This is a genomic window from Streptomyces sp. MB09-01, assembly GCF_033794505.1.
Classification (GTDB): Bacteria; Actinomycetota; Actinomycetes; order Streptomycetales; family Streptomycetaceae; genus Streptomyces.
In genome coordinates this window covers 14,554-28,060 of record NZ_JARAYQ010000027.1, presented here as the reverse complement: position 1 = coordinate 28,060, position 13,507 = coordinate 14,554, and the positions used below count along the sequence as shown (strand labels likewise).

Genomic DNA, 13,507 nt, shown 5'->3' with positions numbered 1-13,507 from the left:
GATCCAATACCCTACTTGACCGCTGAGAACGGCCGTAGGCCCCGGCGGCTACTTCCTGAGGTCGCTGGCAGTTTCGAGCCGCTCTTCCTCTACCACGAGGGGGATGGGGATCTGGTTCGCCGCATAGTAGATCGCGATCAGGAAATGCGCGACAAGCGTGAGAGTTGCGGAGTAGAAGGCCAGCACGACGGTGAGGGGGTAGGCGATGGCACCGAGGCCGAAGCGCACCCGTGTGGCGCGTGCGCCCTCCCGGTCCACCTGTTCGTGGAAGAGGTGGCCGACCCGGGTGACGTACCACCAGAAGGCCAGGAACGCCATGGCGTAGGCCACGGTGACGCCGCTGTAGAGGACCGCGGCCGCGTTGGCGGAGCCGCCTTCCTCCACGAGGTGTTCGGCGAGGACGTTGGTGGTGTACGGGACCACCGAGACCACCATCAGCACCAGGAGATTCAGGAACAGCAGCGGGCGGTCGACCCTCTTCAGGTGACTGAAGATGGTGTGGTGGTTCACCCACATCACGCCGATGATGAGGAAACTCACGACGTAGGCGGCGTAATGGGGCCACTGTTCCCGGACCCCGTGCCAGAACTCCGAGCCCGTTTCTTCCGGAACCTTCAATTCCAGAACAAGGATGGTGATGATGACGGCGAATACACCGTCACTGAATGCCTCGATCCGCCCGGTTTCGTTTTCCATTGCCTCCCCTTTGCCACGGCTCGCATATATGCGCAGTCTGCAAGCGCACGGTATGCCACACATACGGGGAGGGCGCTCTCCCGCCCTCCCCGCACACGCTACCCAGATTTCGGCCGTCAGCCGCCGAAACCGGCAGTCTGACGCCAGATCCGGCCATCGCGGACGACGAGTGTCCCGAACGCATGCTCCGGTTCGCCGTTCAGGTTCATGATCGCCCGGTAAAAGATGGTGTCTTCGGTCTCGATGTACTCCTGGAGTTCGACGAGCGTGGGCTTCACCGTGAGATAGCCGGTGAACGTCTCGCGAACGGCTTCGATGCCCACCGAGACCCCCTCGAAGCGCAGCAGCACGGCGTCGTCGGTGTAGTTCTTCATCACCGCCTCGATGTCCAGGGCGGCCAGCGCTTCCATCTGGCGGACGAACACCGGGTGCAGCTTGGAGATGTCGTACTTGGCCATGTCGACTCCGTTTCAACTGGGTGAGGTGCCCTCGACGGGTGTCGTATCGGGCGTTGTGGCAGGTGGGACGCACGACTGGGCGCTGCCGGCGAGGGGCAGCCGGACCACCATCCGGGTCTCGCCGGGACGCGAGCGCGCGGTGATCGAGCCGTGGTGGCGCTGGGTCACGATGCGGTAGCTGAGGTGCAGCCCCAGGCCCGTGCCCTTGCCCACGTCCTTGGTGGTGTAGAAGGGCTCGAAGATCCTCGGCAGGGATTCCCCGGGGATGCCTCGGCCGGTGTCGCAGATCTCCACGACCATGCAGACGCCCTCGGCCCGGGCGCGCAGGGTCAGTACGCCCGCGCCCTCCATCGCCTCGGCGGCGTTGTCGACCAGGTTGGTCCACACCTGGTTCAACTCGCTCGGATAGCCCGTCAGTTCGGGCAGGCCGGGCTCGTACTCACGCACGATGCTGATGCCGGTGAGCTTGGCGCGCAGCACGACCAGCGTGTTCTCCAGTCCCTCGGTCACGGGGAAGCGCTGTTCGGGCGCGCGGTCGAGATTGGCGTAATCCCGGGTGGCGGAGACGAGTTGGGAGATCCTGGGGCCCGCGGCCCGGAGCTCCGCGGCGAGCGAGCGGATCTCCAGCAGCGCCGCCAGGTGGTCCAGGGCGCAGGCGAGGGCCGGCGCGCCGACCCCCTCCAGCCGTTCCACCAGCCAGCCCAGTTCCCGTCCGAGGTCCGAGATCCCGGAACCGAGCAGGCCGGGCCGTTCGGTGCCCGCCCCCTCGGCCCAGTCGGCGATCTCCTCCTCGGCGTCGGCCTGCGCGAACGGGTCGGTGGTCGCCGGCGGCGGCAGTCCGTCCAGTTCCTCGGCGAGCCGGTCGAAGACGGCCCGCTCCGCGCCGGTGGCGGCCGCGCCCCAGGCCTGGGCGGTCCGGGTGAGCCGGTCCAGGGCCGGGGCCAGCTCCTGTGCGGCCCGTGCCACGGCGGCCGCCGGGTTGTTCAGCTCGTGCGCGAGCCCGGCCGCGAGGGTGCCGAGGGCCTCCACAGTGGCCCGTTTGCGTGCCTGCACCTCGGAGGACTTGATCCGCCAGGCCAGTACGGGGATCAGTACGGCGGCCACCCCGTGGCAGCGGGTCAGCATGTCGAAGAACACCGGCCTGGGGTACGCCACGACGGTGGTCGACGGCCCGCTCGCGGCCGCGGTGGCCACGTACGAGCCCTCGGTCAGCAGGGGCAGTTCGCCGGTGAACCGGTGGGCGGCGGACGGTTTGCCGTCGTGCTCCTCGGCGGAAGCGCTCTCTTCTTCTGTGGAGTGGCGGGTGAGCACCTCCTCCCGGCCGTCGACGACCTTGGTGACGACCAGGCCGCCCGAGAGCAGGACGTGGAAGCCGGCGGCCTCCTCACCGTCCCGGAAGAGCACCTCCCCGTCGGCGAGGACCCGGGGTTCGGACACCGAGACCAGCCAGTCCAGCTGGTCCTCGGTCAGCCCTTCGAAGATCTCCAGCGAGCGCAGGGCGGACCGCAGTTCTGCCGGCTTCATACCGTGCCCCCCTCGGCCCTGGTGCGGGCGGCCAGTCGCAGGGTGGCCAGCAGGGCCAGCGCGCACACCCCGGCGACGGCGGCCATGAAGCCGACGCTGGTGCGGTGCAGCCCGTGGATGTTGGTGAGCATCCCGGCGAGGACCGCCGGCGCGCTCATCGCGAGGTACGCGAAGACGTATACGGCCGCGGTCAGTTCACCGCGGTGCGCCGGTTCGGCGAGCGCGCTCAGCGCCCGGAAGGAGCCGAGGAAGGCGGCGCCCCAGCCGCTGCCGAGGACCGCGGTGGCCGCCAGGAACACCACGGCCGAGCCGAGGCCCAGCGCGAGCAGCACCAGGCCGAGCCCGGCGAGCAGTCCGAACAGCCCGAGGACCGCGGTACGCAGCGCCGCGGTGCCGCCGAGCATCAGCTGGGCGACGGTGGCGGCGCCCGCGAGGAGGGCCACCGTGGCGCCGCCGACGAGGTAGTTGGTGGACTCCAGCAGCGAGAGCGCCAGGTGCGGCCCGAGCGAGAGGTAGAAGCCGCCCACCGACCAGACGGCGACGATGGTCAGCACGAGGACGGCGAACCGGCCCCGGGCCCCCTCCGGTACGCGGATCCGGTGCGGGACCACGCGGAAGCGCCCTCCGGCGCCCGGCGCGCTCTCCCGCATCCTGACCACGCCCACCAGGGTCACGGCGAAGGCCCCGACCAGCAGCAGGTAGCTCAGGACGGTCGGCGCGGGCGCGTACTGGACGAGCAGTCCGGCCCCGATCCCGCCGAGCCCGATGCCCACGGTCGGGCCGGCGCTGTTGACCTGGGCGCCGAGCGCGGGCTTCGAGGCGGGGCTGAGTTCCAGCAGGGCCGCGCCCATCGCCCCGGTGGCGAGGCCGACGGCCAGGCCCTGTACGGCGCGGGCGGCGAGGAGCAGGCCGAGCCCGTCGGCTCCGGCGAACAGGGCCATCGAGACGATCGCCAGGACCAGGCCGGCGCCCAGGACCGGGCGCCGGCCCAGGGTGTCGGAGAGGGACCCGAACAGCAGGAGCCCGGCGAGCACCGTGACGGCGTACAGGGCGAAGACCACCGTGATCGTGCCGGAGGACAGGCCCCACTCCTGCTGGTAGAGCACGTAGAGGGCGGAGGGTACGGAGGAGGAGAGCATCAGCAGGACGAGGACCGCTCCCACCAGCCAGAAGCCGGAGCCTCTGGCCGCGCCGGCCGCCGGTGCGGCCGGGTGCACGGTGATCCCCGTGGTCGTCTTCGATGATTCGGCCACTGCTTCACTCAACTCCCCCGTGATGGGGCCCGTTCCGGGCCCCCTGATGGGCGATCAGGCGAGTGCCTGCTCGGCCCGCTGCAAGGCTCGGGCCGTCAGTACCCCCGCGAGGTGGCCGAGGTACTCGGCCGAGGTGCCGCGCCCGGGGACGAAGAGCTCCCGGGGTTCGGCGCGAAAGGCCGCGAGGACGGCGGCGGTGCCGTACGGGCCCCCGCGCAGCCGGTCTTCGACCCCGCGCAGCCGCAGCGCGCGGGAGGTGGCCCCGGTGACGGCGATGCGCGGCCCGTCGGGAGTGATCCGTACGGCGGTGGCGCACACCGGGTAGCGGGTGGCCCGGTCGGCGGTCTTCGCGAAGGCGGCGGCCCGGCCGGCGGCGGGCACCAGCAGGGCGGTGAGCACCGCGGCGGCGGGTGCGCGGCCGGCCGCGTACTCCTCGGCCGGCAGGGCCGACCGCCCCTCGGGGCCGGCCAGTTCGACCACGGCGTCCGCGGCGATCGCGGCGACCGGCAGGTCGGTGGCCCGCCCGGCCGCGGCGAGGTTGCCGCCGACTGTGCCGAGGTTGCGGACCTGCGGGTCGCCGTTGGAGCGGGCCGCGGCGGCCAGTTCGGGGGCCTCGGCGAGCACCAGCGGGTCCATGGCGAGCTCGGCGAGCGTGGTCAGGGCCCCGATCCGCAGGTGCCCGCCGCCGGGGTCGGGCCGGACGCCCCGCAGTTCGTCCAGCCTCCGGATGTCGACCAGCAGGCGGGCGCGGTCGGCTCCCGCGCGCAGGTCGGGCAGCAGGCTCTGCCCGCCGGCCAGGACCCGGGCTCCGCGCACCCCGGTGAGCAGGGCCAGCGCCTCGTCGAGGCCGGCCGGCCGGACGTAGTCGAATTCGGTGAGGATCACTGGGATTCCCCTCTCAGGCGGCGCCAGACCTTCTCGGGGGTGAGCGGCATGTCGATGTGCTGGACGCCCAGGTCGGAGAGGGCGTCGACGACGGCGTTGACGACGGCCGCCGCGGGCGGGACGGTGGCGATCTCGCCGGCGCCCTTGGCGCCGAGCGGGTTGTGCGGGCTGGGCGTGACGGTCTTGTCGAGCGCGAAGAACGGCACGTCGGCGGCGCGCGGCAGGGCGTAGTGGTTGAGGTCGCAGCTGACGAGCAGCCCGTTCTCGTCGTATTCGGCGGCCTCCATGAGGGCCTGGCCGAGGCCGTGCACGATGCTGCCCTCGATCTGCCCGTGGACGATCTTGGGGTTGCCGATGTTCCCGGCGTCGTCGACGGCCGTGTAGGCCACCACCTCGGTCTCGCCGGTCAGTTCGTCGATCTCGACGACCGCGACGTGCGTCCCGAAGGGGTAGTTGAAGTCCGGCGGGTCGAAGTGGGTGGTCTCGTCGAGGGCCGGCTCGATCTCCGGGGGCAGCCCCCAGCCGTACCACATGGCCATGGCCAGCTCGGCGAAGGTCTTGGTGTTCTCCGGGTTGCCCTCTTCGTAGACCTTCCCGCCCTCGTAGACGACCTTCTCCTCGGGGACGCCCAGGAACACCGCGCCGGCCTTCACCAGCTTGCTCTTGATCTTCCGGGCGGTGAGGGCGACGGCGGGCGCGGCCATGCTGTAGGAGCGCGAGCCGTAGGTGCCCTGCCCGTACGGGGCCTTCTGGGTGTCGCCTTCGAGGACCTGGACCGTGTCCGGGTCGATGCCGAGCTCGTCGGCGGCGACCATCGCGAAGACGGTGCCGTGGCTCTGGCCGGTGGAGGCGGAGCCCACCGTGACGGTGACCTCTCCGGTCGGGTGGACGCGGATGTTCGCGCTCTCCCAGGTGCCGCCGAGCATGCCCTCCTGGGACATCCGGGTTGAGGGGCCGACGCCGCAGATCGCCACGTAGGTGGCGAGGCCGACGCCCAGGCGCTTGCCGCGGGTGCGGGCCTCGGCCTTGCGGGCGGGCATGTCGGCGTAGCCCGACAGCTCGATCGCCCGGTCGAAGTTCAGCGCGTAGTTCCCGGAGTCGTAGGTCCAGCCCAGACCGTTGGCGTAGGGGAACTTCTCCTTCGGCACCAGGTTCTTGCGCCGTACGGCCGCCGGGTCCATGCCGATCTCGGACGCGTACCGGTCGACCAGGCGCTCCATGAGGAAGGCGGCCTCGGCGCGCCCGCTGCCGCGCTGGGCGCCGAGCGGGACGGTGTTGGTGAAGGCGGCGTAGACCTCGCAGAAGGCCGCGCCGATGTCGTACATGCCGCTGATGGAGCGGCCCATCAGGGCGGTGGCGACACCGGGGCCGATGGTGGAGGGGTAGGCGCCGAGGTTGGCGTAGCTGGTCGCGCGCACGGCGGTGATGCGGCCGTCGCGGGTGCCGGCGAGGGTGACGTGCTGGCGGTGGTCGCGACCCTGGACGGTGGAGTTCATCAGCCCGGTGCGGGTGTCCACCCACTTCACCGGCCGGCCGAGCGCCTTGGAGAGCAGCAGGACCAGCGCCATGTCGGGGTACAGGTACCCCTTGGTGCCGAAGCTGCCGCCGACCGTCGGGGCGATCACGCGGAGTTTGTTGAAGGGGATGCCGAGGACCAGCGCGGAAAGCAGGAAGCGGTGGTTGTGCGGGCCCTGGGTGGAGGCGTAGAGCGTGTACTCGCCGGTGGCGGCGTTGAAGTCGCCGACCGCGCCGCGGGGCTCGATGGGGCTGTTGATGGTGCGCTGGTTGACCAGGTCGAGCTCGACGGTGACCTCGGCCTCGGCGACGGCCGCGTCGGTGCGGTCCTTGTCGCCGCAGGTCCAGTACGCGTTCAGGTTGCCCGGAACGGCCTCGTGCAGCCGGGGCGCGCCGTCGGCGAGTGCCTCGTCGGCCCGGGTGACCACGGGCAGCGGCTCGTACTCGACGGCGATGGCGGCGAGCGCCGCGGTGGCCTGGCGCGGGGTCTCGGCGACGACCACGGCGATAGGGTCGCCGACGTGCCGCACGGTGTCGCCGGTGAGGACCGGGCGGGCGCCGGGAAGTCCGTAGGGGTGGGGCGGGAAGTGGCTCTCGACCCCGCCGGGTATCCAGATGCAGGGCAGCGGCATCACGTCGGTGAAGTCGGCGGCGGTGGCCACCTTCAGCACACCGGGAAGCTGCTCCGCGGCCTTGGTCTCGATGGAGAGGATCTTCGCGTGGGCGACCGGGCTGCCCAGGATGGCCATGTGGGCGGAGCCCGGCAGGTCGATGTCCGCCACGTACGTCGCCTCGCCGCGCAGCAGCGGCGGGTCCTCGCGGCTGTCCAGCGGCTGCCCGAGCACCCCGCCTCCCACGGCAGGGGCGTCCCCCGTCACTGCGGTCATGTCCCTCACACCTCCTGTCCGGCAGCGGTGGACGCGGCGACGGCGCCGGACTCGGCGAGGGCCGCGGGCTTTTCGGCCCGGACGGCGGCGCAGGCGCGCTGCACGCCCCGTACGACGCTGTGGTAGCCCGTGCAGCGGCACAGGTTCCCGGTGAGCCACTCGCGGATCTCGGGCTCGGTGGGGGCCTGACCGCCGGCGGTGGTGTCGACGAGTTCGCCGAGCGCCATGACCATTCCGGGGGTGCAGAAGCCGCACTGGGTGCCGTGCTCCTGGCGCAGGGCCTCCTGGAGTCCGGTCAGTTCGCCGCCCGGGGTGGTGACGCCCTCGATGGTGGCCACCTCGCTGCCGGCGGCCGAGGCGGTGAGGACCAGGCAGCTCTTGACGGACCTGCCGTCGAGCCGGACGACGCAGGAGCCGCACTGGCCGGTGTCGCAGCCGACCTTGGTGCCGGTGAGTCCGAGGCCGTCGCGGAGCCGTTCCACGAGCAGTTCGTTCGGCTGCGCCGAGAACTGCTCGGGTCTTCCGTTCACATTCAGTGTGATATCCATGCCAGCGCCTGCGCTTCCGTGAGCGGCCGGTTGAAGAGGGGCCCGCCGGGCTGCTGGAGAATTCCTCCGGAGTGCAGCGGGCCGGTGTCTACGGGCGCGAATCCCAGATCCGTGATGATTCCCGCGACGATTTCCTTCGCTTTCGCGTCGTCGCCCGCCGTGTAATGCGCCAGGCGCTCTCCGGGTGCAGTTCCGGCGACGGCGAGGGTTTCGAAATGCATGGTGTTCAGGGATTTCACGACCTGGGCGTCGGGATACCACTCGGCGACCAGGTCGCTGGAACCGCGCCCGCCTCGCGCGGCGGGGGTGCCGGGGCCGCCCAACGCGTTGGTGGCGTCCACCAGCACCTTGTCCTGCACGACGCGCGGCGGGAGCAGCCCCCGGACGCCGTCGAAGGGCACCATCAGCACCAGGAGTTCGGCCTGGACGGCGGCCTCGGCGGGGTGCGCCGCCGAGGCCGCCCCTCCCAGCTCGGCCACGAGCGGGCCGAGGGTCTGCGGGCCCCGGGCGTTGGCGAGGACGACCTGGTGGCCCGCCGCCACCAGGATCCTGGCCAGGGTCGAGCCGATCCGCCCGGTGCCGATGATGCCTGTGCGCATTGCCGCTCCTTCGGGAGGGGACCTCAGTCCATGCCGATCCAGACCGACTTGGTCTGGGTGTAGCTCTCGAGCGACTCGGGGCCGCACTCACGGCCGTAGCCGGAGGCCTTGTAGCCGCCGTAGGGCACGGAGGGGTCGTACTGGTTGTAGCAATTGACCCAGACCGTGCCGGCCTTGATCTGCGAGGCGACCCGGTGGGCGCGCCTGAGGTCCTTGGTGTGGACGCCGGCGGCGAGGCCGTACGCGCTGTCGTTGGCGATGCGCACGGCGTCCTCCTCGGTGTCGAACGGGATGATCGACAGGACCGGGCCGAAGATCTCCTCCTGGGCGATCCGCATCCCGTTGTCGACGCCGGTGAAGACGGTCGGCAGGAAGTACAGGCCCTGGTCGGAGGCGCCCTCGGGGGTCCAGCCGGTGCCGCCGGTGCGCAGGACGGCGCCTTCCTTCTCGCCCACCTCGATGTAGGAGCTGACCTTGTCGAACTGGCCGCGGTGGGCCAGCGGCCCGAAGAGGGTGGCCGGGTCGCGCGGGTCGCCGGGCTTGAGGGCGGCGGCCCGGCGGACGAGGCGTTCGACCATCTCGTCGTGGATGGGCCGGTGCAGGAGCAGGCGGGAGCCGGCGGTGCAGATCTCGCCCTTGTTGTAGTAGATGCCGAAGAAGGCGAGTTCTTCGGCGGCGTCGAGGTCGGCGTCGGCGAAGACGATGTTGGCGGACTTGCCGCCGAGCTCCATCGTCACCTTCTTCAGGGTGCCGGCCGCCTTGCGGATGATGGACTGGCCGACCGAGGTGGAGCCGGTGAAGGCGATCTTGTCGATGTCCGGGTGGTCGGTGAGGGTCTCCCCCAGTTCCACGCCGGGACCGGTGATCACGTTCAGTACGCCGTCCGGGATCTCCGCCTCCTGGAAGAGCTCGGCGATCTTCAGGGCGGTGAGCGGGGTGGCCGGGGAGGGCTTGTGGACCACCGTGTTGCCCGCCGCGAGGGCCGGCGCGATCTTCGTCATCGACAGCAGCAGCGGGAAGTTGAACGGGGTGATGGCGCAGACCACGCCCAGCGGTTCGCGCAGGGTGTAGGCCAGCTGTCCGCCGGCCGGGGCCCGCGAGGAGCCGTCGACGCGGGTCACGGCGCCGGCGTAGTAGTGCATGAGCTGAGCGGCCATGGGGGCGTCGACCGTGCTGGAGAAGGCGAACGGCTTGCCCATGTCCACGGTCTCCAGCAGGGCGATCTCCTCCAGGTCGCGCTCGATGAGCTCACCGACCCGGTTCAGGCGCAGCGCGCGTTCCTGGGCGGACAGTCTGCTCCACGGGCCTTCCTCGTACGCCTTGCGGGCGGCGGCGACGGCCGCGTCCGCGTCGGCGGCGGCGGCCTGGGCCACCGGCACGATCTCCTGCCCGTCGACGGGGCTGATGTCCGGTTCGGTACGGCCGTCCTGGGCCGGGACCCAGGTGCCGCCGATGAACAGTTTCCCGGGGTTCGCGAGGGGCTGGCCGCTCAGCTCACGCTTGGTCATGGCTGCCTTCCGGTGTCGGGTGCGGGGCGGTACTAGCCCTTCGCGAGCTGCCGTAAGAAGGTCTCGGCGAGGGCCTTGGAGGAGTAGGGGTTCTGGCCGGTCGTCAGCTTGCGGTCCACGACCACGTGCGAGTCCCAGATCGCTTCGGCCTTCTCGTAGCGGCCGCCGAGCCGGGTGAGCTCGACCTCCAGGATCAGCGGGAGCCGGCCGGCCATGGTGGTGACCAGTTCCTCGCTGTGCGAGAAGGCCGTCATCCGGTAGCCCTCGAACGGCCAGCGGCCATCGCCGTCGCGCAGCGCGAGCAGCGAGGTGTGGCCGTGGCAGACGGTGGCGAGCGGCTTGTCCTGGGCGATGACCCAGCGCAGGATCTGCGCGAGCTCGTCGGACTTGGGCAGGTCGCCGATGGCGCCGTGGCCGCCGCTGACGTACACGCCGTCGTAGTCGGCGATGTCCTTCTCGGTGAGGTCCTCCAGCGCCAGGGGGGCTCTCAGCTGGGGGGTGTCCCCGATGACCCGGACGTACTCGGCGGCGTTGGCCGCGTCCTCGTCCGGCGAACCCTGGGGGCGGACCCACTGGAGGAACTGGGGGTCGATGCTCGTCCGGTCGACGGTGGGGGCCTGGCCACCGATCGTCGCCACGTCCACGGCGTGGCCGGCGGCCTTGAAGAGCTGATAGGGGACGACGAATTCCTCGGCCCAGAATCCCGAGGGATGCTGTTCGCCGTCCAGCAGGTGCAGTGTGGCCTTGGCCGTCATGACGACGAGAATCTTCATGACTCTCTCCTTGTTCTGGATTCGCTGCCGATTCAACACGCCCCCCGCAAGGGGCGTAAGGGGGAGACGTCAGGCCCGCGATACTTCGTCACGTGCGTCCAACGCCGAGATGATGGTGCGGAATTCACCGACCAGAGGGTGGCCGGGGTGGGCATCTGCGAATATGCGTTCCCCGTGCAGGGCCGCCATTTCCGGCGAGTACGGAAGGATTCCGGCCAGCGGTGCCCCGTAGACCTCCTCGGCGCGCCGCCGGGCGTTCTCCCGGTCGATGCCCTCGGGGGCCATGCTCAGCACCAGGATCCGCCGGCAGGTCAGGCGGCCGGCGAGGGCGATGGTCTCCTCGACCCCGGAGAGGTCGATCCGGTCCGCCCGCGCCATGATCATCAGTACGTCGGCGCTCGCCATGGCGGTCACCGACTCGTTGTTGAGTCCTGCGTGGGTGTCGAGCAGCAGCACGTCGAGCGCGTAGTGCTCGGCCAGCCGGTCGAAGCCCTCCGGCAGCAGCCCCACGTCGTAGCCGCTGGTCATGATCTCGCGCAGGGCGGCCGTCCCGGTCCGCGCCGGTACGACGTACAGCCCCCCCGGCCCCGATCCGAAACCGCCGCCCGTCTGCTGGGCGGTGGCCTCGATCTCGCAGCGGCCGAGGAGGTAGTCGGCGAGGGAGGCACCGGGTCCGAGCCGGAAGAGCAGGTCGAGGGTGGGTGACTGGATGTCGGTGTCCACCACCCCCACCCGGCGCCCCCCGGCCGCGATCAGCAGCGCGAGGTTCGCCAGGACCGAGGACTTGCCCGTCCCGCCGCGGTGCGAGTGCACCACGATGGTGCGGGCCACCTAAGCCACCACCCGGTGCCCGGCGCCGTCCGCGTGCGGCCCCCGCGCCGCGCGTGGCCGGTGCAGAGCCAGCATGGTGACGTCGTCGTGCTGTTCGGCGGTGCCGGTGTGTTCGCGCACCGCCAGGTCCATCCGGTCGACCACGTCCTTGCCGCTCACCAGAGGGCCGGCGAGCAGTTCCAGCATCCGTTCGTCGCCGAGGAAGCTGCCGTTCGGGCAGCGGGCCTCGGGCACTCCGTCGGTGAAGGCGAAGAGGGTGTCGCCCGGGTCCAGCTGGGCGTAGCCGAGGGTGTAGACGCAGTCGGGCAGGACCCCGACGGCCGGGCCGGTGACGTCCAGGGTCCGGGGCGGGCTGCCGTCGGCGGGCAGCAGCAGGGGCGGGTTGTGGCCGCCGTTGATGTAGACGAGGCTGCCGGTGAGCGGGTCCAGCACCCCGAAGAACAGGGTGGCGAAGTAGCCCTGCCGCAGGTGGTTGCGGGTGAGGTAGCCGTTGGTGGCGGTGACCGCGTTGAGCAGCGGCGTGGCGCCGACGACCGGGATGCGCCGACTGCCGCCGGCGCGTCCGGCGGCGACCAGGTGCTGCAGGCCGCTGTTCTGCGCGGTGTGCCGGAGCAGGGAGCGGATGAGCGCCATGAACAGCGCGGCGCCGACCCCCTTGTCGCAGACGTCGGCGACGACGAACGCCAGCCGGCGGCCGCGGGATATCTCGAAGACGTCGTAGAAGTCCCCGGCGACCTGCCGGGCCGGCCGGAAGCGCACGTCGATCTCCCAGCCCTCCGGGACGGGCAGTGATTCGGGCAGGAAGCCCGCCTGGATCTCCCGGCCGATCTCCAGTTCCTTCTCGTAGCCCATGAGTTCGGCGCGGGCGTCGGCCTCCCGCAGGGTGCGGCCGAGTCCGGCCCGCTCCGAGCAGCTGTGCAGCCGGGCCCCGACGAGGGCGGGCAGGAAGGGTGGTACGAGGTAGTCGTGCCCGATCCGGACGTGTGCCTCCAGGGCGGCGAACTCCGTCACGGTCCAGACGACGACGATGGGGGCCCCGGCCCAGCGGCGCAGCCGGCGTACGGCCGTGCGGACGGACTCCCCGTCGGACTCGGCCGGGGCCAGCAGCACGTCCGCGACGGGCAGCAGTTCCAGCGGGCCCGCGAGCAGCTCCGTCAGCGTACGGGTGACGAGTTCCGCGTCCATGATCCGCAGCGCCTGCAGGAGCTCGGGCGGCGGTGGCGGGTACGCGTCGAGGATGATCACGGTCGTGGAGGGCATCGGTCCGTCTCCTCAGCCTTCACGGTCAGCGTGCTGATGTTGCGGCCGTCCCGGTGCGCGTAGCTGAACTCGTCCACGCTGGTCAGTGCCAGGTGGATGCCGAGGCCACCGATCCGCCGGTTCTCCGGGGGGACCCCGGGGGCGGGCGGAAGGCGGCCTTCGACGGGGTCGAAGGCGGGTGCGGCGTCTTCGATGGTGATCTGCACCCCGCCCGGGCCGGAGCGGCCGCGGACGGTGATCCGTCCGTCGCCGCCCCGGTACCCGTGCATCACGATGTTCGTGGCCAGTTCGTCCACGGCGAGCCGGATCCGGTAGGTGGCGCGCTTGCCCAGGCCCGCCCGGCCGGCCAGCCGCAGGACGAACGCGGCGATGTCGCCCAGTGCCCCCACCGTCGCGGGCACCTCCAGCAGGGAGGAAGTCCTCGCCAGTTCGGCCATGTCAGTCACGGTGGTCACTCATCGGAGAGCACGATGCTGCGGTCGAGTCCGGCCGTCCGGATGGTCCGGGACACGGGCTCGATGGCACCGACCACCTTGATGGTGACGTGGTTCGCGACCTTCTGCTGGGCGAAGACCAGGGAGCGCAGTCCGGCGCTGGCCATGTAGCCGACGCCGGCCATCCTGATCTCGACGGTGCTGGTGCCGTGCCCGGCGGCCTTCTCGATGGTCTGGTGGAACTCCGGCGCGGTCTTGGCGTCGAGCTCGCCCGTCAGCTCGATGACGGTGGTGTCGCCCTCGATGCTGAGGGACACGGAAAGCGGCATGTCAGGT

Annotated in this window: 14 protein-coding genes; all 14 read right to left on the bottom strand. The window is 71.3% G+C overall.

Annotation, left to right across the window (positions count from 1 at the left end):
- Window positions 1-48: 48 nt before the first annotated feature.
- Window positions 49-696, bottom strand: a complete 648-nt coding sequence (locus PV721_RS08880) for a TMEM175 family protein (protein WP_319722297.1) — start codon at window positions 694-696, stop codon at window positions 49-51.
- Window positions 697-812: 116 nt separating this feature from the next.
- Window positions 813-1,154, bottom strand: a complete 342-nt coding sequence (locus tag PV721_RS08875; protein ID WP_030656331.1) for a nuclear transport factor 2 family protein — start codon at window positions 1,152-1,154, stop codon at window positions 813-815.
- 12 nt (window positions 1,155-1,166) lie between these two features.
- Window positions 1,167-2,678, bottom strand: a complete 1,512-nt coding sequence (locus tag PV721_RS08870) for an ATP-binding protein (RefSeq protein WP_319722296.1) — start codon at window positions 2,676-2,678, stop codon at window positions 1,167-1,169.
- Window positions 2,675-3,931 carry an MFS transporter gene (locus tag PV721_RS08865; RefSeq protein WP_319722295.1) on the bottom strand — a complete coding sequence of 419 codons (1,257 nt, stop codon included), beginning with the start codon at window positions 3,929-3,931 and terminating at the stop codon, window positions 2,675-2,677. Before PV721_RS08865 ends, PV721_RS08870 begins: the two co-directional genes overlap by 4 nt.
- 54 nt (window positions 3,932-3,985) lie before the next feature.
- Complete coding sequence (locus PV721_RS08860) at window positions 3,986-4,816, bottom strand: FAD binding domain-containing protein (protein ID WP_319722294.1); 831 nt, start codon at window positions 4,814-4,816, stop codon at window positions 3,986-3,988.
- On the bottom strand, window positions 4,813-7,218 hold the full coding sequence (locus PV721_RS08855) for a xanthine dehydrogenase family protein molybdopterin-binding subunit (protein WP_319722293.1): 2,406 nt from the start codon (window positions 7,216-7,218) through the stop codon (window positions 4,813-4,815). The genes PV721_RS08860 and PV721_RS08855 overlap by 4 nt, the downstream gene beginning before the upstream one ends.
- A 5-nt stretch (window positions 7,219-7,223) precedes the next feature.
- Window positions 7,224-7,748, bottom strand: coding sequence for a (2Fe-2S)-binding protein (locus PV721_RS08850; RefSeq protein WP_319722292.1), 525 nt, complete (start codon window positions 7,746-7,748; stop codon window positions 7,224-7,226).
- Between the two features lie 2 nt (window positions 7,749-7,750).
- Complete coding sequence (locus tag PV721_RS08845; protein WP_319722291.1) at window positions 7,751-8,365, bottom strand: NADPH-dependent F420 reductase; 615 nt, start codon at window positions 8,363-8,365, stop codon at window positions 7,751-7,753.
- Between the two features lie 23 nt (window positions 8,366-8,388).
- Window positions 8,389-9,873, bottom strand: a complete 1,485-nt coding sequence (locus tag PV721_RS08840; RefSeq protein ID WP_319722290.1) for an aldehyde dehydrogenase family protein — start codon at window positions 9,871-9,873, stop codon at window positions 8,389-8,391.
- A 32-nt stretch (window positions 9,874-9,905) separates the two neighbouring features.
- Entirely contained in the window at window positions 9,906-10,646 is a 741-nt protein-coding gene (locus PV721_RS08835; protein ID WP_319722289.1) for a type 1 glutamine amidotransferase domain-containing protein, read from the bottom strand.
- 69 nt (window positions 10,647-10,715) lie between these two features.
- Window positions 10,716-11,477 carry a MinD/ParA family protein gene (locus PV721_RS08830; RefSeq protein WP_319722288.1) on the bottom strand — a complete coding sequence of 254 codons (762 nt, stop codon included), beginning with the start codon at window positions 11,475-11,477 and terminating at the stop codon, window positions 10,716-10,718.
- Window positions 11,478-12,737: a PP2C family protein-serine/threonine phosphatase gene (locus tag PV721_RS08825; protein ID WP_319722287.1), complete on the bottom strand. Its 1,260-nt coding sequence runs from the start codon at window positions 12,735-12,737 to the stop codon at window positions 11,478-11,480.
- Window positions 12,719-13,192 (bottom strand): anti-sigma regulatory factor, encoded by a 474-nt coding sequence (locus PV721_RS08820; protein ID WP_319722286.1) that lies wholly within the window; start codon window positions 13,190-13,192, stop codon window positions 12,719-12,721. The genes PV721_RS08825 and PV721_RS08820 overlap by 19 nt, the downstream gene beginning before the upstream one ends.
- The gene (locus tag PV721_RS08815; RefSeq protein ID WP_319722285.1) at window positions 13,189-13,500 is read right to left on the bottom strand and encodes an STAS domain-containing protein; all 312 of its coding nucleotides are present in this window, start codon (window positions 13,498-13,500) and stop codon (window positions 13,189-13,191) included. The genes PV721_RS08820 and PV721_RS08815 overlap by 4 nt, the downstream gene beginning before the upstream one ends.
- Window positions 13,501-13,507: the final 7 nt, after the last annotated feature.